At 60.0% G+C, this 18,035-nt stretch carries 17 protein-coding genes; 6 read left to right on the top strand and 11 right to left on the bottom strand.

Going from position 1 to position 18,035, the window contains the following annotated elements:
- Nucleotides 1-23 precede the first annotated feature (23 nt).
- Entirely contained in the window at nt 24-662 is a 639-nt protein-coding gene (locus KRR23_RS01720; protein ID WP_145015184.1) for a LysE family translocator, read from the top strand.
- 5 nt (nt 663-667) lie between these two features.
- A complete protein-coding gene (locus KRR23_RS01715; protein WP_216741083.1) occupies nt 668-1,171 on the top strand; it encodes a GNAT family N-acetyltransferase in 504 nt (167 codons plus the stop codon).
- 163 nt (nt 1,172-1,334) lie between these two features.
- Here the strand turns inward: KRR23_RS01715 and metR are convergent, their stop codons facing one another.
- The gene (gene metR / locus KRR23_RS01710) at nt 1,335-2,252 is read right to left on the bottom strand and encodes a transcriptional regulator MetR (protein WP_019693392.1); all 918 of its coding nucleotides are present in this window, start codon (nt 2,250-2,252) and stop codon (nt 1,335-1,337) included.
- A 109-nt stretch (nt 2,253-2,361) separates the two neighbouring features.
- Between metR and metE the strand changes: the two genes are divergently transcribed.
- Nucleotides 2,362-4,674, top strand: coding sequence for a 5-methyltetrahydropteroyltriglutamate--homocysteine S-methyltransferase (gene metE / locus KRR23_RS01705; RefSeq protein WP_216741082.1), 2,313 nt, complete (start codon nt 2,362-2,364; stop codon nt 4,672-4,674).
- A 247-nt stretch (nt 4,675-4,921) separates the two neighbouring features.
- Entirely contained in the window at nt 4,922-5,956 is a 1,035-nt protein-coding gene (locus KRR23_RS01700; protein WP_216741081.1) for an alpha/beta fold hydrolase, read from the top strand.
- Between the two features lie 167 nt (nt 5,957-6,123).
- On the opposite strand, the gene KRR23_RS01695 is transcribed toward KRR23_RS01700, so the two are convergent.
- The 6 genes from KRR23_RS01695 to KRR23_RS01670 are packed head-to-tail and all read right to left on the bottom strand — an operon-like array spanning nt 6,124 to nt 13,397.
- Entirely contained in the window at nt 6,124-7,521 is a 1,398-nt protein-coding gene (locus tag KRR23_RS01695) for a sigma-54 dependent transcriptional regulator (RefSeq protein ID WP_216741080.1), read from the bottom strand.
- Nucleotides 7,511-9,289, bottom strand: coding sequence for an ATP-binding protein (locus KRR23_RS01690; RefSeq protein WP_216741079.1), 1,779 nt, complete (start codon nt 9,287-9,289; stop codon nt 7,511-7,513). The genes KRR23_RS01695 and KRR23_RS01690 overlap by 11 nt, the downstream gene beginning before the upstream one ends.
- Complete coding sequence (locus tag KRR23_RS01685) at nt 9,289-10,413, bottom strand: GNAT family N-acetyltransferase (protein WP_216741078.1); 1,125 nt, start codon at nt 10,411-10,413, stop codon at nt 9,289-9,291. The genes KRR23_RS01690 and KRR23_RS01685 overlap by 1 nt, the downstream gene beginning before the upstream one ends.
- Before the next feature lie 14 nt (nt 10,414-10,427).
- Nucleotides 10,428-11,291 carry a carboxylesterase gene (locus tag KRR23_RS01680; protein WP_216741077.1) on the bottom strand — a complete coding sequence of 288 codons (864 nt, stop codon included), beginning with the start codon at nt 11,289-11,291 and terminating at the stop codon, nt 10,428-10,430.
- Nucleotides 11,288-12,682, bottom strand: coding sequence for an aspartate aminotransferase family protein (locus KRR23_RS01675; RefSeq protein ID WP_123582346.1), 1,395 nt, complete (start codon nt 12,680-12,682; stop codon nt 11,288-11,290). Before KRR23_RS01675 ends, KRR23_RS01680 begins: the two co-directional genes overlap by 4 nt.
- Nucleotides 12,675-13,397, bottom strand: coding sequence for an MtnX-like HAD-IB family phosphatase (locus KRR23_RS01670; RefSeq protein WP_216741076.1), 723 nt, complete (start codon nt 13,395-13,397; stop codon nt 12,675-12,677). The genes KRR23_RS01675 and KRR23_RS01670 overlap by 8 nt, the downstream gene beginning before the upstream one ends.
- Before the next feature lie 227 nt (nt 13,398-13,624).
- On the opposite strand from KRR23_RS01670, the gene KRR23_RS01665 reads away from it, so the two are divergent.
- Together KRR23_RS01665 and KRR23_RS01660 are read left to right on the top strand one after the other, a co-directional pair.
- On the top strand, nt 13,625-14,395 hold the full coding sequence (locus tag KRR23_RS01665) for a MipA/OmpV family protein (protein WP_216741075.1): 771 nt from the start codon (nt 13,625-13,627) through the stop codon (nt 14,393-14,395).
- 192 nt (nt 14,396-14,587) lie between these two features.
- The gene (locus tag KRR23_RS01660) at nt 14,588-15,454 is read left to right on the top strand and encodes a fatty acid desaturase (RefSeq protein ID WP_216741074.1); all 867 of its coding nucleotides are present in this window, start codon (nt 14,588-14,590) and stop codon (nt 15,452-15,454) included.
- A gap of 184 nt (nt 15,455-15,638) precedes the next feature.
- On the opposite strand, the gene KRR23_RS01655 is transcribed toward KRR23_RS01660, so the two are convergent.
- From KRR23_RS01655 to KRR23_RS01640, 4 genes are all read right to left on the bottom strand, one after another.
- Nucleotides 15,639-16,040, bottom strand: a complete 402-nt coding sequence (locus tag KRR23_RS01655) for an EamA family transporter (protein ID WP_103315552.1) — start codon at nt 16,038-16,040, stop codon at nt 15,639-15,641.
- Nucleotides 16,041-16,053: 13 nt separating this feature from the next.
- Nucleotides 16,054-16,428: a transporter gene (locus KRR23_RS01650; protein WP_216741073.1), complete on the bottom strand. Its 375-nt coding sequence runs from the start codon at nt 16,426-16,428 to the stop codon at nt 16,054-16,056.
- Nucleotides 16,425-17,345, bottom strand: coding sequence for an arginase (locus KRR23_RS01645; protein WP_216741072.1), 921 nt, complete (start codon nt 17,343-17,345; stop codon nt 16,425-16,427). Before KRR23_RS01645 ends, KRR23_RS01650 begins: the two co-directional genes overlap by 4 nt.
- A 355-nt stretch (nt 17,346-17,700) precedes the next feature.
- A complete protein-coding gene (locus KRR23_RS01640; RefSeq protein ID WP_173859969.1) occupies nt 17,701-18,030 on the bottom strand; it encodes a GlpM family protein in 330 nt (109 codons plus the stop codon).
- Nucleotides 18,031-18,035: the final 5 nt, after the last annotated feature.

The following is an 18,035-nucleotide window of genomic DNA, read 5'->3' as shown; positions in this document are numbered from 1 at the left end:
CACACAATGACAAGGACTGCGTCATGATTCCAACACATGATCTGTTGATTTTTGCGGCGGCCTCGCTGCTACTGGTGCTGACCCCGGGCCCGAACATGATCTATCTGATCTCCCGTTCGATCTGCCAGGGACGCAAGGCGGGCGTGACCTCGTTGCTTGGGGTTGTCGCAGGTTTTTTCGTGCATCTGTTCGCCGCGGCGGCCGGTTTGACAGCAGTGTTCATGGCGGTGCCGATGGCTTACGAGGCGCTCAAATGGGCCGGCGCCCTGTACCTGCTGTGGATGGCCTGGCAGGCAGTCAAACCGGGTGCGCGCTCGCCCTTTGAGGCGCAGCAACTACCGCCGGATTCTTCTCGAAAACTGATGCTGATGGGCTTTTTCACCAGCGCATTGAACCCGAAAATCGCGGTGTTCTATCTCTCGGTGTTCCCGCAGTTCATCAGTCCGGAACACGGTTCGGTGTTTACCCAAAGTATCGCCCTGGGCCTGACCCAGATCAGCGTGAGTTTCACGGTTAACCTGTTTATCGCACTGTTTGCTGCCGGGATTGCCTCGTGGTTCGTCAACAATCCGAGCTGGCTGGCGGTTCAGCGCTATTTCATGGGCTTCGTACTGGCTGGGCTGGCAGTGCGGCTGATGTCTGAACAGCGGCGCATGGCCTGAGGCACATGGCAATCCAACGACTCGATGCCAGCCATGCACTCGCTTACCGGGCGCTGATGCTTGAGGCCTATGACCGTCACCCGCAGGCGTTCACGTCGAGTGTCCGCGAGCGCGCGGTAATGCCGTTGAGCTGGTGGGAGTCACGCTTGACCAGCCCGCTGGACGTGCTGTTCGGCGCATTTGAAGACGACGAACTGGTGGGCATTGTCGGCCTGGCCTTTGAGGCACGGGAAAAAGCCCGGCACAAGGCAACGCTGTTTGGCATGTATGTGTCAGACAAGGCCAGACAGCGGGGGCTTGGTTATCAGCTGGTTCAGGTGCTTTTCGACGAGGCACGGCGTCGGTCGGGCTTGAAGCTGATTCAACTGACCGTCACCGCTGGCAATGACGCCGCATTGGCGTTGTACCAGGGTTGCGGTTTCGTGCAGTTCGGGCTCGAACCGCTGGCGGTGCGGGTTGGCGAAGAGTACTTCGACAAGATCCATATGTGGCGCGAAGTCCCGGCCTGACCTGCGGCTAGGTTTTTTGTGGCGAGGGGGCTTGCCCCCGCTGGGCTGCAAAGCAGCCCCAAGCTCTGCCACCACGCTCTGTCAGGTTTACCGCGTTCGCTGACTTTACGACGGCTTCGCCGCCGAGCGCGAGCAAGCTCGCTCGCCACAGGTGTGATATCTGTCAGCGCACCGCGCTAACCCCATCCAGGGTCGAGAACGAGGTGTCCTTGGCCGTCAGCAGAAAGTCGCGCATGTACGGCGCGTCGAGCATGTCGGCGCGGATCCCGGCGTATAGCGTGGCAAACAAACCTTTCTCACCGAGCCGCTTGGCCTTCACATAACCCCGTGAGCTGTATTCATGCAGCGCCCAATGCGGCATGCCGCAGACGCCACGGCCGCTGGCCACCAACTGCATCATCATCACCGTCAGTTCCGAAGTACGGACCTGCGCCGGTTCGATATCGGCCGGCTCCAGGAAGCGGGTGAAGATGTCCAGCCGATCACGTTCCACCGGGTAGGTGATCAGGGTTTCGCTGAGCAAATCTTCCGGGACGATGTACGGCTTGTTCGCCAACCGATGCTGATTGGCCACCGCGAGCATCGCTTCGTAGGTGAACAACGGCACGTAGGTGATCCCGGCCAGCTCCAGCGGGTCGGACGTTACCACCAGGTCCAGGTCACCACGGGCCAGGGCCGGCAGCGGGGCGAAGGAGAAACCCGACGCCAGGTCCAGCTCGACTTCCGGCCAGGCATCGCGGAACTGGTCGATGGTCGGCATCAGCCACTGAAAGCAACTGTGGCATTCGATTGCCATGTGCAGCCGTCCGGCGGTGCCTCCGGCCAGGCGCGCAATGTCACGTTCGGCACCGCGCAGCAGCGGCAGGGTGGCATCGGCCAGTTGCAGCAGGCGCAGGCCGGCGCTGGTGAAACGCACCGGTTTGGTTTTGCGCACGAACAGCGGCATACCCATGCGCTCTTCCAGTTCTTTGAACTGGTGGGACAGGGCGGACTGGGTCAGGTGCAGACGGTCGGCGGCTTCGACCAGGCTGTCGGCCTCGCGCAAGGCGTGCAGGGTCTTCAGGTGACGGATTTCGAGCACCAGGGCCTCCATGAGTAAATTTTGTGATCAACACGAAAAGGTTGAGCTTGTCTCATGTTGGGTTGGCTGTCGACAATAGGGCCATCTTTTACTTCGGAGCACATATGCCATGGCCTTGGCCCACACACTCGGTTTTCCACGCATCGGTGCCGACCGCGAGCTGAAAAAAGCCCTCGAATCCTACTGGAAGGGCGACCTCGATCAGGCCGGGTTGCAAATCGTCGGCCGTGAACTGCGAGCCAGACACTGGCAAGTGCAGAAAGACGCCGGTATCGACCTGCTGCCGGTGGGCGACTTCGCCTGGTACGACCAGGTGCTGACGCACTCGCTGACCTTTGGCGTGATCCCCGAACGCTTCGACAGCGCCAAGGATGCACAGGGCCTGCCGACCCTCGACACCTTGTTCGCAATGGCCCGTGGCGCCAGTGCAAAGTGCTGCGATGGTGAGTCAGCCAAGACGCACCATGCGCAGGAACTGACCAAGTGGTTCGACACCAACTACCACTACCTGGTCCCGGAATTCAGCGCTGACCAGCCGTTCAAACTGAGCTGGGAGCAACTGTTCGACGAAGTCGACGAAGCCCACGCCCTCGGTCACCGCGTCAAGCCGGTGATCATCGGCCCTTTGACTTACCTGTGGCTGGGTAAAACCAAAGGCAACGACTTCGACAAGCTTGACCTGCTCGAACGCCTGCTGCCGCTCTACGGCGAAATCCTCAATCGCCTCAAGGCCCAAGGTGTGGAATGGGTGCAGATTGACGAACCGATCCTGACCCTCGACCTGCCGCAAGCCTGGAAAAACGCCTTCGAGCGCGCCTACCACATCCTTCAGTATTCGCCGCTGAAGAAACTCGTGGCCACCTACTTCAGTGGCCTGGAAGACAACCTCGGGCTGGCGGTGAGCCTGCCGGTGGACGGCCTGCACATCGACGCGGTGCGAGCGCCGGAACAACTGGGCCAGGTACTCGATCGCCTGCCGACTTACAAAGTGCTGTCGGTGGGCCTGGTCAACGGTCGCAATGTCTGGCGTTGCGAGCTGGAACAGGCGTTGGCACAACTGAAACCGGCGCAAGAGCGTTACGGCGACAACCTGTGGGTCAGCAGCTCGTGCTCGCTGCTGCACAGTCCGGTGGATCTGGACCGTGAAGACACACTCGACGCCGAGCTGAAGAGCTGGCTGGCGTTCGCCGTACAAAAATGCGCTGAAATCGCCGTGCTGCGTGATGCGCTCAACGATCCGCAAGCGCCGAAGGTCCAGGCCGCGCTGGCGCAGAACCGTGCCGTGCAGGCCAGCCGTGCGCAGTCGCCACGCATTCACAAAGCCGAGGTGCAGGCGCGCATCCGGGCCATTCGCGACACCGACAGTCAGCGTCACTCAGTGTTTGCCAAGCGTATCGAGTTGCAACGCGCACGCCTGAATTTGCCGGCCTTCCCGACCACCACTATCGGCTCGTTCCCGCAGACCGCATCGATCCGTCTGGCGCGTCAGTCGTTCAAACAGGGCAAGCTCTCGGCCAACGATTACACCGACGCCATGCACAGCGAAATCCGCCACGCGGTGCAAATCCAGGAACGTCTTGGCCTCGACGTGCTGGTGCACGGTGAAGCCGAACGCAATGACATGGTCGAGTACTTTGCCGAGCAACTCGACGGCTACCTGTTCACCCGTTTCGGCTGGGTTCAGAGCTACGGTTCGCGCTGTGTGAAGCCGGCGATCATCTACGGCGACCTGAGCCGTCCAAAGGCCATGACCGTCGACTGGATCACCTACGCGCAGAGCCTGACCGACAAGGTCATGAAAGGCATGCTGACCGGGCCGGTGACGATGCTGATGTGGTCATTCCCGCGTGAAGACGTGTCGCGCAAAATCCAGGCGCAACAGTTGGCGCTGGCCCTGCGTGATGAAGTGGTCGACCTGGAGCAGGCCGGAATCAAGATCGTCCAGATCGACGAAGCGGCGTTCCGCGAGGGCTTGCCGCTGCGCCGGGCGCAGTGGCAGGAATACCTCGACTGGTCGGTGCAAGCGTTCCGCTTGAGCGCGTCTGGCGTGCTCGATGAAACGCAGATCCATACCCACATGTGCTACAGCGAATTCAACGACGTGATCGAATCCATCGCGGCCATGGACGCGGATGTGATCACCATCGAGACTTCGCGTTCGGACATGGAATTGCTCGAAGCCTTCAAGGCCTTCGACTACCCGAACGACATCGGCCCGGGCGTCTACGACATTCACTCGCCACGGGTGCCGGACACCGCCGAGATGGTCAAGTTGATGAGCAAAGCCGTGCAGCGGATCCCGGCCGAACGGCTGTGGGTCAACCCGGACTGCGGCCTGAAAACCCGGGCCTGGCCGGAGACGGAGGCGGCGTTGGTGAATATGGTTGCCGCCGCGCGCCAACTGCGTAATCAACTGGCCTGATCCCGTAACCGATTGATCGTTCCCACGCGCAGCAAAGGAATGCCTCTACGGACGCTCTGCGTTCGGCTGTTGAAGGGACGCAGAGCGTCCCGGGCTGCATTCCTTTGCTGCGCGTGGGAACGATCAGCGGACTACGAATCGACCGCTCGGCACTCTTCATCAAACTGTCACACAACTGTGGCAGCGCGCTTTAACAAAGTTCATCAGACTCGCGCTCTACTGGGGTTCTGCGTTTCGGTGTTTTTCCATGCGGGTACGATTTTTTTCAACTGCGGTTTTTCTGGCCGCGCTGCTATTTGGCTTACCGTCTTTGGCGGCGCCGCGCTGCGATGTCAATGTTCCGACCGAGCGGGTCGATCTGGCGCAGGTGAGCCTGGCGTACCAGAGCATCGGTCGTGCGTCCGATCCTGCGTTATTGCTGGTGATGGGCCTGGGTGGCCAGTTGATTCACTGGCCGGACGAGGTGGTGGTGGCGCTGTGCGAGCAGGGTTTTCGGGTGATTCGCTACGATAATCGTGATGTCGGGCTGTCGACCTGGCGCCAGGCCCCGGCCAACGCCAACCTGACCTTTGAGGTGCTGCGCTACAAGCTCGGATTACCCGTAGCGGCGCCGTACAGCCTGACCGATATGGCGGACGACGCGCTGGGCCTGATGGATGCGCTGCACGTGGAGCAATTCCATGTACTGGGCGCGAGCATGGGCGGAATGATCGCCCAGCACCTGGCGGCCATGGCACCGCAACGGGTCGAGAGCCTGACGCTGATCATGACCAGTTCCGGTGCAGAAGGGCTGCCGGCGCCGAATGCGGCGCTGGTGCAATTGCTCTCACGGCGCGGTGCACCGAACCGTGAGGTGGCACTGGAGCAACAGGCCGATCTGCTGGCAGCGCTGGGCAGTCCGCAGGTGAGTGATGATCGTCAGGCGCTGCTGCATCAGGCCGCAGTGGCGTACGACCGGGCGTTCAATCCTGAAGGCGTGAAACGCCAGATCATGGCGATCCTCGCCGAGCCGAGCCGGGTGGCGTTGCTCAACCAGCTGCGGGTGCCGACGCTGGTGGTGCATGGCACCGCTGATCCGCTGTTGCCGGTGATGCATGGCATTCACCTGGCGGCGCATATCCAGGGCAGTCAGTTGAAGCTGATTCCGGGGCTGGCTCATCGTTTTCAGGAAGCGTTCAAGGCGCCATTACTGGCGGCAGTGTTGCCGTACCTGAAAACCCATCGTGAGGACACCGCGCATTGGGCGCAGATCGATCCGGTGCAGGCACCGAATCTGTTGTAACGGTCAACGCGCCTTTGTGGCGAGGGAGCTTGCTCCCGCTGGGCTGCGAAGCGGCCCTAAACCCGTCACCGCGTACTTTCAGATAGAAACAGTCTGCGACTGCTGCGCCCGAGCGCGGACCGGTCGGCGGGAGCAAGCTCCCTCGCCACAGAGACCGCGCGAGGGTTTCAGCGGACAATCTTGTCCACATGAATCCCGAGTTTTTTCAGCCGATACCAGAAGCTGCGCTCCGAGATGCCGATCAGTTGCGCCGCGGCCGCTTGTACGCCATTGCTTTGTTGCAGGGCGGCAAGAATGTAGGACTTCTCGACTTCCACCAGCGCGGCGTCGAGGTCCGGCGGCACGCCAGTGCCTACGTTGAGGGGCACGCGGGCGCCGTCGACGGTGGGTCTTGAGGCGAACAGGTACGCCGGCAGATCGTCCTCCTCGATCACCGAACCCGAGGCCACGATGGTGGCTCGTTCAACGCAGTTCTGCAGTTCGCGGATGTTCCCCGGCCACGAATAATTGGCCATGGCCTGCAAGGCTTCCGGGCTGAAACCGGTGATGCGCTTGCCGGCGGTGGCGCCTAGGGTGTGAGCGAAGTGTCGGGCCAGTGGCGCGATGTCTTCGACCCGTTCACGCAGGGCGGGCAGGGGGATCGGGAACACGTTGAGGCGATAATAAAGGTCTTCGCGAAACTCTTTGTTGGCCACCGCTTCCAGCAGGTTTTTGTTGGTGGCGGCGATCACGCGCACATCGACTTTGCGCTCGCGCTGGTCGCCCACCGGCTCGATCACTCGCTCCTGCAAGGCCCGGAGGATTTTTGCCTGCAAGGCCAGCGGCATGTCGCCAACCTCATCGAGAAACAGCGTGCCCTTGTCGGCCTGCATGAAGCGCCCGACCCGGTCCGCCACGGCGCCGGTGAAGGCGCCTTTGCGATGGCCGAACATTTCACTTTCCAGCAACCCTTCGGGGATCGCCGCACAGTTCACTGCGACGAAGGGTTTGTCGGCGCGGTTGCCGTGTTTGTGGATGGCCCGGGCGACCATTTCCTTGCCGGTGCCGCTTTCGCCGGTGAGCAGGATGGTCGCATTGCTTTCGCGTACCGAATCCACTGCTTGCAGCACTCGGCGGAAGGTCGGGCTGTCGCCCACCAGGCTGTCGATCTGCTGGTGTTCTTCAAGCTCGGCGCGCATGCGCAGGTTGTCTTTAAGAATGTCGCGAAATTGCAGGGCCTTGTTGACGGTGATGTCCAGCTCATCGATGTCGAACGGCTTGGCAATGTAGTCGAAGGCGCCATTGCGCATCGACTGCACGGCATTTTTAACCGTGCTGTAGGCCGTCATGACGATCACCGGCAGTTGCGGATAGCGCACTTTGACTTCCGCCAGCAACTGCGGCCCGTCCATGCCGGGCATGCGCCAGTCGCTGATCACCAGGTCGATGTCTTCCTGTTCCAGCACTTTGAGCGCGTGCAGGCCATTGCTGGCGGTGAACACCTGGATGTCGTTCTGGCTCAGGGCCGAGGCCAACAAGTCGCAAAGCTTGGGCTCGTCATCGACCACCAGAATGTTATGCGTCATCACTGTCCTCGTCGTCGCTGTCGTCTTCACCGTTGGCCGGAATGTACAGGCTGAATGTGGAGCCGGCATCTTTTTCGCTGATGCATTCGACCCGTCCGTCATGGTTTTCCATGATCGAGAAGACTTTTGCCAGCCCCAGGCCCGTACCTGATGCCTTTGTGGTGACGAACGGTGTAAAAATCCGTTCGAGCATGTCCGGTTCGATGCCCTGGCCGGTGTCGGAAACACTGATGACGGTGTATTCCTTGTCGCTGGTTATACCGAGGGTCAAGCGACCGCCGTCAGGCATCGCGTCGATGGCATTGATCACCAGGTTCAGGCAGGCCTGTTTGAGCTGTCGTGCGTCGGCATAGATGGTCGCGCCAGGGGCGTTGTCTTCTATTCGGGCATCGATGTTGTGAGTCGCCAGTTCCGGGGCGCAGAACCCGACCAATTCATCAATCAGCGGTCGCACCGGTTGGGTGGAGCGCATGGGCGCGTTGGGCTTGGCAAAGTCGAGGAAGTCGGTGATCAGGTCGTTGATCCGGCTGACCTCGCTGACCACGTATTCGAGATGCCGCTTGTCGGTATCGGGCAGGTCGGCGCGACGGTGCAGTAACTGGGTCGCGGTCTTGATGATGCCCAGCGGGTTGCGGATTTCATGGGCCAGGCCCATGGCCACTTCCCCCAGGGCGTGCAAGCGATCGCGGCGGCGCAGTTGCGATTCCAGGTGCTGCAATTCGCCCAGACGCTCGGTCATGTGGTTGAAGGTGCTGCTCAGTTCGGCCAGTTCGTCGCTGCCATAGACCGGCACTCGCTGACGATAATCGCCGTCGATCACCGCCCGAACGCCTTTGGAGAGCGCGCGCAGGGGCTGGGTCAGGCGTTGCGAGACCAGCCAGCCGACACCCAGCGACAGCGCCGAACTGAGGATGAAAATCAGGATGAACAGATTGCTCTGGTTCACCAGCCCGACCAGGCTGTTGTGGCGCAGCAGGCCACTGAAGATCACACCCTGAAGTTCACCGCTGTCATTGAGGATTGGCCGATAGATGCCGCTGTAGTTATTGGTGAACTGTTCGATCGGTTTTTTCGTGGTGCGCAGGATTTGCTCGATGTCTTCGGGCACCTTCATAGGGTGATTTTCGAAGCGCTGGGTGGCGAAAATTTCCGAGAAGTCCTCGGCCTTGGCCAGGTACAACCGCAGGTCAAGGGAATGTACATCGGCGACGCTGGTGAGAAAGCTGCTGTCCAGGTAGTTGGCGAGGACCAACTGATAGTCGACCCCAGACTGGGTAGTCTGGTAGGTCGAGACCAGGATGCCGGTGGACTCGCCAGTCACCTGAATGGTTTGCAAGACGGCCTTGGGCGCGGTGTTGATTTGCTGGACGATGTCGTCGGCCACGGTACTGAACAGCACTTTGTGATCGCTGGTGCGCACCAGCGCCACGACGTCGATGCCCATGGCTTCGGCAATGTCGGCGCTGAGGCGGTCCTGCCGGGCCGAAAGCCGGTCGTTGATCGGGCGGATGTGGCGCAGCAACAACTGGGCGACCCGCGTGTTTTCGCGCAGGATTTCCCGGACCTCGTCTTCGACGATCTTGGTCGATTCCTGCAACCAGATGCGCACGTTGCTATCGAAAATCTGTGACAGCGTGGTGGCCGCCAGTTCCGCCGCGATCATGGTCGGGATCACGCTGACCAGCCAGAATGCCAATACCAGCTTGCGTTGCAGGCTCCAGCGGGAGATGGCGAAGGGCAGGGCTTTACGGCGTCGGACTTTGATCATCAGGTTTCGCTTATCGCAGCAGCCATGGCAGGGTCGGATTTATCCGGTCGGACAAACAGTTTCACGAGTTTCAGTAATGTATTGAGCAACCCGTTGCGGTGGTGAAAAAACAGCGTATTGCCTTCAAATTTACAGCCGAGCCGCAGCTTACTGGCATAGCCGGCCTGGCCGCACACATACAGCGGGATTTTGTGCTGAATACAATAGTCGACATTGGCCAGCCAGCTTCTGAAGTACAGGTTGTACTCACGGGTCTGTTCCAGGTCGTGGGCAAAAAACTTGTCCACCAGTCGATGTTCGTCCAGCAACACCAGGTTGAACGCCACCAGCTGCTCGCCCACCCAATACAGCACGCACGCGGCACGTTGGTCGAGGTGTTCGAGGATACTGGTGAAATACTCTGCGGACAGTCGTTCGAACTCCAGATCACTGCGCGCCAGGGTGGCTTCATACAAACGCATCATCTGTGGCAATACATCGTCGACCGAGCGTCGCCATTCGATTCGCGGGCCTTGCGCCCGAAGTTTTCGGCGCAAGTCCTTGCGGGTGGATTTGCCCAGTGTGCCGAGGTAGGCATCAAGTGAGCCGAACGCGATCGGCAATACCGCACTCGGTAAACCGGGCATGGTTTGCAGTCCGGCCTCGCGGCAGACGTCAATCCACTGCTGATCGTGGCTGGGTGCATCCTTGACCGCCAACAGGCCGATACCCGCCTGGTTGGCATCGTTACGAGCCAACGTCAGTAACTGACGCAGCAGCGCCGGACGTTGGTCGTCAGCGATATGGCTGGCGGTGCCTGCGTGGCATTGCTCGGTCACTGGCGATCCCATGGCGTACAAGCGAATATCCAGCACGCCCGGCAACCATTGACGCAAGCGTTGCGTGATGCGTTTGCCGATGCCCTGCACCGTGGTGTCGAGCGAGTACTGCGTGGTAAATGCCGCGGCTGCGGCAATCAATGTGCTGCCTTCATAGAGTGCAAGGTAGCGCCACTGGAAGTCGGCGACTCCCGCCTGTTCAACGGCCCGGTAATAATCCCAGTCCTCCAGTTCCCCAGGGAAGCAGTCATTCCAGACGCAGCGTTCGATGGCCTGGATGGTTGAAAAGGCTTGGGCGGTAATCACGTCTTTTCCTTAAGCTACGCCAGTTGTCGATACTCTTCACGCTCGCCAGGCTTGATGGAAAGCTGATGGACAAAGTCCGCGCTCAGGTCCACGACGCGGCGGTATTCCAGGTCAACTGTGATCATGTGATAGCAGTTGTCCAGCAGGATCTTGGTAACCGGGCCGCCGAGATGGCGTTCGACGTAATCGGCGTTCCAGCGGCTGGTGATGTCGTCTTCGATGGAGTGCAGCACCAGGGCTGGTGTCTTGATCGACGGCATGCGTTTCTTGACCACGGCATTCATCCGGTGCAATTCGCGCACGGTGACGCCTTCCATGGTCAACAGACCGGCATTGCTGCTTTCGCCGTCCTTCATCTGACGTTCGACGATCGCCCGCAGGCGCTCGTTCTTGATGCCATAAGGTGGCTTCTCTTCGAAGCTGCAGATGTGCACGCCGAACGGAATCTTCATCAACAAAGGCGTCAGGAACGCCAGTTTGTGGATGCTCCAGCCGTCGTAGCGCAGGGTGGTTGAATACATCAGCAGGCCGGCAACCTGTCCTGGATGCTCGGACGCGACATACATGGACATGACCGCGCCCATGGACAGACCGCCGACGAACACCTGTTTGTGCTTCTGGCGTATGCCCACGAATGTCTTGCGTACACCTTCGTACCAATCCTGCCAGCCAGTGGCTTGCAGGTCGGCGTTATCACCGCAGTGCCCGGCCAGGGTTGGCACGTACACCGTGCAACCCGATTTGGCCAAGCCGATGGCAACCCGACGCAACTCCGTCGGGGTGCCGGTCAGGCCGTGGATCAACAACACCGCGACCTCACCACTGCCGAGAACGAAACCGGTGCTACCTTCGCCCAGATCGATCTCTGTTTCGTTCATCGTTTCATGGCTCGGTTCAGCAACTGCTCGAGCAGTTTCAGGCCCAGGTCGATTTCCGGGTAGCTGATTTCCAGCGACGGTGCCAGGGTGATCACGTTTTTGTAGTAGCCGCCCACGTCGAGGATCAAGCCCAGTTTCTGGCCGTCAACCACCATATCGCCCTTCATGCCTTCCTCGACCATGTAGTCCAGGGTGGCCTTGTCCGGGGTGAAGCCGTCAGTGGTGCAGATTTCGCAGCGCAGGGCCAGGCCCAGGCCGTCGACGTCGCCGATGATCGGGAAGCGTTTTTGCAGCTCTTGCAGACCGGACAGGAAGTACTTGCCCTTGGCCATAACCATCGCGCCGTAGTCGACTTCGCTGGTCATCTTGAACATTTCCAGGCCTACCGCGGTACCCAGTGGGTTGGAGGCGAAGGTGGAGTGAGTCGAACCTGGCGGGAAGATCTTCGGGTTGATCAGCTCTTCACGGGCCCAGATACCGCCCAGTGGGTTGAGGCCGTTGGTCAGCGCCTTACCGAATACGATCACGTCAGGTTTAACGTCGAAGTGTTCGATCGACCACAGCTTGCCGGTACGCCAGAAACCCATCTGGATTTCATCGGAAACCATCAGGATGCCGTGCTGATCCAGCACTTGCTTGAGCTCGCTGTAGAAGTTCATTGGCGGAATGACGTAGCCGCCGGTGCCCTGGATCGGCTCGACGTAGAAGGCTGCGTATTCACACTGGTTGGTTTTTGGGTCCCAAACGCCGTTGTATTCGGTTTCGAACAGACGGGCGAACTGCTGCACGCAGTGGCTGCCGTATTCTTCCTTGGTCATGCCTTTAGGGCCGCGGAAGTGGTACGGGAACGGGATGAAGTTGGCGCGTTCACCGAAGTGGCCGTAGCGGCGACGGTAGCGGAAGCTCGAGGTGATCGACGAGGCGCCGAGGGTACGGCCGTGGTAGCCGCCTTCGAAGGCGAACATCAGGCTCTTGCCGTTGGAGGCATTACGCACCACTTTCAACGAGTCTTCGATGGACTGCGAACCGCCGACGTTGAAGTGCACGCGACCGTCGAGGCCAAACTTGTTCTTGGCGTCGACCGCGATCATTTCCGACAGCTCGATCTTGCCTTTGTGCAGGTACTGGCTGGCGATTTGCGGCAGGGTGTCGATCTGTTGTTTCAGGGCGTTGTTCAGACGCGGGTTGGCGTAGCCGAAGTTGACCGCCGAGTACCACATTTGCAGGTCGAGGTAGGCCTGGTCTTCGGTGTCCCACACGTAGGAACCTTCGCAACGGCTGAAAATGCGCGGAGGATCGATGTAGTGAACGGTGTCGCCGTAGGAGCAGTACTTGGCTTCTTTATCCAGAAGAACCTGGTCTTCTGCGGTAGCAATTCGAATATCAGACATGGTGGAAGAGTTCCTGATTGTGTAGCGAGAGTTCAGAAGAGGTTTCAAGTGCGAAGTCAGTGGCGTTGGCTGCGCTGCCGGCCGGCAGTTTGGCCAGCAAGGCCGGAAGTTCGGCGAAGCTGTCGAAGCGGGCGTAGGCGATGCCATTGCGTTCGCAATGTTCGGCCAGGCGGTCCTTGGCAAATACGAAGTCGGCAGTGGACGCCACGCACATGTCGGACTGACCGTCACCAATCACCAGCACGCGTTTGCTGCTGGGCGTGGATTTGCATTTGCAGTTGCCGGAGGCCGCGCGGCAGGCGTCGCTCGAATACGGGAAGTCGATGCGCCAGCTGTTGTTGTCGACCTGGCGCAGGCGGTTGGCGAGGATCGGCAGGAGGCTGACGTAGTTGCGCGACAGAATCCGCGCGATACCTTGTTCGATACCGTCACTGACGACTTCGATGGAAGCGCCCAGGCCGACCACATGGTCGACAAAGTCCGGGAAGTCGGCATCGATTTCGACGCTGTCGAAGAACTCGAGCAGTTCATTGGGAGTTGCCTTGACCAGCGAAAGCTGGCGGCTGAGGCATTCACGCGAGCCGATAGCACCGCTCAGCCACTCGTCCTCGATCGCTTCCCAGCTCGGGTCGGCGAAACGTTGGAGAATGCTGTCGATTACGTCGGTCCGGGTGATGGTCCCGTCGAAATCACACACGATATGCCAATCAATCATCTGCATTACCTATTGGGGCAGGGGCGCGCTGATGCGCTTGCAACGGGTAGAGCAGGGATTGTGCCAAGTTGTTTCAGATCCTATAGGCTGGGGCTCTGAGGTATGCTGTGCGGGAAATATGTCCGCGAAGCTACAATTTTTGTAGGTCGCTACAAACAACATGAGTGCTTGCGCAGGAAAATCGGCCCGGGAGTTGATGCGCGCATGCACTGCTAAGGAATCGCTCTATGTTCAGGATTACCTCTGCTGTATTCGCTGCCATGCTGGGCCTTGGCGGCTTTTGCGCCACTGCGCAGGCGACCGGAATTACCGGTGAGGCAGGTCTCGGCATGAGCAATCAGCCCTATGACCCCACGGGTAGCCGTTATGAAACCGTGCCGGTGCCTTACTTCGATCTGGACTGGGGCGATGTCAGCCTCAGCACCGACGACGGTTTGACCTGGAGCGCCTTGAAAGCCAATGGTTTCAGTGCCGGGCCGTTTATCAACTACATTCCGGGCCGCAACTCCAATGGCACGCTGCGGGGCCTGCACAATGTGTCGGCCATGGGCGAGGCCGGTGGCTTCGTTCAGTACAGCCCGGCTGATTTCTGGCGCATTTTCGCTTTCGTCGGCCATACCGTCGGCGCCAATCGCGGCCAGGGTGGTGTGCTCGGTCGGGTGGGCGGGGAAGTGGGTTATCCACTGGGGCTGGGGATCATTGGCAGTAGCGAACTGAGCGCCAATTTTGCCGATCGCCAGCAGACTCAGACGTTCTTTGGTGTTTCCGAGAAAGACGCCCGGGATTCGGAGTTCCGTCAGTACAAGGCCAGTGGTGGCTTGCAGAATGTGGCGTTGACCCAGAACTTCGAGTTCCCGCTGGCCGCAAAGTGGTCGCTGGTGACCAGTGCCACCTGGAAGCACCTGACCAATTCGGCGGCGGACAGCACTATCGTCAAACAAGAAGGCCGCGTGAACCAGGGCGAGGTTCAGGCGGCGATCAGCTACAAATTCAATTGAGGCGATCACAGGTGTGATCGTTCCCACGCTCTGCGTGGGAATGCCGCCCTGGACGCTCTGCGTCCGCTTCGGATGTGACGCAGAGCGTCACCGGATGCATTCCCACGCGGGAGCGTGGGAATGATCATTCGTGTTCAATCTGGTCCGTCCTTTGCAAACCCTGCCATGAACTCAATTTCTCAGGAGTGCTTCATGGCTCGTCCCGCGTATCGCTTCCTTGCCTATTCGCTGTGGGATCTGGTCCCGATTGCGCTGGGCGTGGCTCATCTGGCGTTTGTTCTGTGGTTGGTGCTGGCCTTCCATGACCTGTCATGGTGGGCCCTTGTGCCACTGGCGCTGGTCTATGCCGTCAGCCTGTCGTGGAGCATCAACAGTATTTCCCACAACCAGATCCACAACCCGTACTTCACCCTTGGCTGGATGAATCGGGCATTCGATCTGTTGTTGTCGGTCACCATCGGTTTCTCGCAGACCCTCTATCGCGACATCCACAATCGCCATCACCGTGGTAATTCAGACCTGCCGGATGCACACGGAAAAACCGTCGATCCGCTGTCGATCTACTTGCGCGGCAAGGATGGGCAACCTGAAAACCCCTGGTCGTACACTTTTCTCAGCTTTTTCCGCGATGATCCCAAGCCGTTCTACGAAGAAATGCAGCGCAAGCGGCCCGGCGATGCACGCTGGGTCAAGGTCGAGATTTATGTGACGGTGGCGGCGTATGTGGCGCTGGCGTTCTATGACTGGCATGCCGTGTTGCTGTTGCTGCCGTTCTGGTATCTGGGCCAGGCGCTGTCGTCGCTCAATGGGTATTACGAGCATTTGGGCGGTAATCCGGACTTGCCGATCGCCTGGGGCGTGAGCAGCTACAGCGTGCTCTACAACCTGATCTGGATGAACAACGGTTATCACGCCGAGCACCATTACCGGCCGAAAATGCACTGGACCCAGGTCAAGGCATTCCACCGTGAAATTGCCGAGCAGCAACGTGCGGCGGGGGTGAAGGTAATCCCGGTGTCACACGGACTGGGCTTTCTGACGGCTCACCGCAAAGGCTGATCTATAGATCCTTTTGTGGTGAGGGGGCTTACTGTGGCGAGGGGGGCTTGCCCCCGTTCGAGTGCGAAGCGCTCGCGATCAATCCAGCTATCGAGGTCTGCCTGATATCCACGGTTGCAGTGTTTAGGGCCGCTTCGCGGCCCAGCGGGGGCAAGCCCCCTCGCCACAGGGAAATGCGCTGTTCTTAGGTCTCTTCGCCTTCCGCCAGCAACGCTATCCCACCCATGATCACCGCCACGCCCAGCCAGTGCAGCAGGCTGATCTGCTCGCCGAGACCAAGCCACGAGCCGAGCAACACGCCGACAAACACCAGCGAACTCAGCGGAAACGCCAGCGACAGGCTGCTGCGCCGCAGGATCAACATCCAGACGAAAAACGCCCCGATGTAGCAGGCGATGGCCGTCAGCACCCCAGGATTACCGGCCACAGCCGCCAGCCATTGAAGGTTGAAGTCCATCTGCCCCAGTTGATCGCCACCGACTTTGGTGGCGATCTGACCGCCACTTTCAAAACCGATCAGCAGCATCCAGAGCACCACGGTGCCCAGACGTCCGTGCAGCCAACCCATAGTGCTGTTCCTTTCCATCATCGATTGAGCTTCAGACATGGGCGACACACACGAGCATCACGCCCGCCGTAATCACCAGGGTGCCAAGCCAGCGCCGGCGGCTGACGGTTTCACCCAGCACGACTTTACCGGCCAGTACCACACCGCAATAAGCCAGCGCCGCGGATGGAAACAACAGGCTCAGCGGCGCGCGGGACAGGGCTTCGAGCCAGACAAAGAACTCGATGGCATAGGCGCCTATCCCGCACCAGAGCAACGGCGCGTTGAACACCTGGCCCCAGAACGCGTTCAATCGAAAGCCACCTTCGAGCTCCGGTAAACGGTCAAGGCCCAGCTTGAAACAGAGCTGGCCGATGACGTCCAGAACAATCGAAAACGCCACCAGTAACACCACGGTCAAGGTCACGGGAATAACTCCTCGAACAGGCTGATCAGCGCCTGGTTGGTTGCCGCATTTCGCAGCAGATCGTCTTCGCTCCAGCGCTCGGGGGACGGCTGGTCGGATTTCGCTTCCCAACGCTTGAGCGCGTTGCTGAAGGCTGGTTGGGCGAACTCGCCGCAGACATCGATGCCGAGGATTCGCTTGCTCGCGGCCAACATGCGCAGGGCTTGCAGCAAGTGCGTCAGCCGCATGCCACCCTGATCCCAGTTGGTCGCGGCGTCTTCACTGGCCAGCACATCCTTGTCGATGGTAATCCACACCGCTTCGGTCGGCAGGCTCTCGATCAGTTGCTGGAGAAACACCGGCCAATCGAGGTCGGCCAGGTTGCGCCAGTGCAGCAGGTTTTCCCGCTGTTGATGCCCGGCACCATCGCCGATGAAACCCCAGACCTGGGACGGCGGGTGCTGCCAGGGGAACAGCTGCAAGTCGCCACGCTTCAGCGCGCCGAGGTTGCCGCCACGCAGTTGCGGGTTATGCAGGTCATCGCTGCACGGCCCGAGGGTGACGATGCGTTTGATGTTCGGCAGCTTCAGTGCCCGGTTGACCCATGAACCGCAATGCCGACGCGGTGCGAAACGCACCCAGTCGGGATGGTTGTCGAAATGAATCAGGCTGACCGGCTCGGTAATCTCGGCGAGAAAAGCCGGGGTCAGGTGGTGGTAGTCGCCAGAGCCTATAAAGAAGATTTCTGGCTGCGGGCCCGTATGGGGTGGCCGTTGGCGCAGGCGTTCGGAAAAGCGACGATAGTTTTTCTCGCTGGACCACAAACGCAGTTTGGGGCCCAGATCGAGCAGGTCCAGACGCTTGGCGCGACCGCTTTCCAGCAATCGGGCAATCGGCGCCTGGGCTGTGAGGCTGTGGTCGAGATCCAATATATTCAAAACGTGTTTTACCCATGGCAGCGCCCCTGCAAGGCCGGCGCGGTCGATCACGAGCGCAGGCCGGGCGGGCTTTAGGGGGTAAATGCAAGGGGCGGGCCAGTGTCGGGTTTGAATGACCGGGTGTGGCTTGAATCCCCCCTCACCCTAACCCTCTCCCCGAGGGGCGAGGGGACTGACCGAGGTGTTTAGTTGAAATACTGCGACCTGATCCAATGCAGCGAACTCAAGTTCCACCCAATCTTTCAGGTCGCAGTAAGTCGCAAGAACACCCAAATCAGTCCCCTCGCCCCTTGGGGCGGTCCGACGTTTCGGGAGGGTTAGGGTGAGGGGATGGATCTGAAGCCCTAAAAAGCAGTCAGGCGTGAACGCGGACCCAAACAGAAACCAACACCGTCGCCGCCATCAGCCACGCAAGCGCAGCCACCGCCAGCGAGGCCTCCAGGCGAAGGCGATCGACCATCACGTACAAGGTTGCCAGATAAACGAAGTACGGAATGATCGACCACATGCCAAACACGATGGTGGTCTTCAGATCGTCCAGCGAGCGGCCCTTGCCGACGATGTAATGGGCAATCAGTGCAAAGGTCGGAAACAGCGGCACCAGGCCTGCGATGTAATAGTTTCTGGTTTTGGCGAGGAAGGCGAGGATCACCACCACCGCCGCGCCCAGTGCAGCTTTTAACAGTAGAT

The organism is Pseudomonas sp. CVAP#3, from assembly GCF_018986375.1.
Taxonomy (GTDB): domain Bacteria; phylum Pseudomonadota; class Gammaproteobacteria; order Pseudomonadales; family Pseudomonadaceae; genus Aquipseudomonas; species Aquipseudomonas helvetica.
Note: the sequence above shows the minus strand (reverse complement) of the source record. Positions and strands in the feature narration are given on the sequence as shown.

Bases quoted from the DNA above. Each gene is read 5' to 3' on its own strand.
- KRR23_RS01670 (WP_216741076.1), bottom strand. From the start codon at position 13,397: ATGATTGATTGGCATATCGTGTGTGATTTCGACGGGACCATCACCCGG.
- KRR23_RS01720 (WP_145015184.1), top strand. From the start codon at position 24: ATGATTCCAACACATGATCTGTTGATTTTTGCGGCGGCCTCGCTGCTA.
- KRR23_RS01675 (WP_123582346.1), bottom strand. From the start codon at position 12,682: ATGTCTGATATTCGAATTGCTACCGCAGAAGACCAGGTTCTTCTGGAT.
- metE (WP_216741082.1), top strand. From the start codon at position 2,362: ATGGCCTTGGCCCACACACTCGGTTTTCCACGCATCGGTGCCGACCGC.
- KRR23_RS01655 (WP_103315552.1), bottom strand. From the start codon at position 16,040: ATGGAAAGGAACAGCACTATGGGTTGGCTGCACGGACGTCTGGGCACC.
- KRR23_RS01660 (WP_216741074.1), top strand. From the start codon at position 14,588: ATGGCTCGTCCCGCGTATCGCTTCCTTGCCTATTCGCTGTGGGATCTG.
- KRR23_RS01690 (WP_216741079.1), bottom strand. From the start codon at position 9,289: ATGATCAAAGTCCGACGCCGTAAAGCCCTGCCCTTCGCCATCTCCCGC.
- KRR23_RS01700 (WP_216741081.1), top strand. From the start codon at position 4,922: ATGCGGGTACGATTTTTTTCAACTGCGGTTTTTCTGGCCGCGCTGCTA.
- KRR23_RS01715 (WP_216741083.1), top strand. From the start codon at position 668: ATGGCAATCCAACGACTCGATGCCAGCCATGCACTCGCTTACCGGGCG.
- KRR23_RS01665 (WP_216741075.1), top strand. From the start codon at position 13,625: ATGTTCAGGATTACCTCTGCTGTATTCGCTGCCATGCTGGGCCTTGGC.
- KRR23_RS01695 (WP_216741080.1), bottom strand. From the start codon at position 7,521: ATGACGCATAACATTCTGGTGGTCGATGACGAGCCCAAGCTTTGCGAC.
- KRR23_RS01680 (WP_216741077.1), bottom strand. From the start codon at position 11,291: ATGAACGAAACAGAGATCGATCTGGGCGAAGGTAGCACCGGTTTCGTT.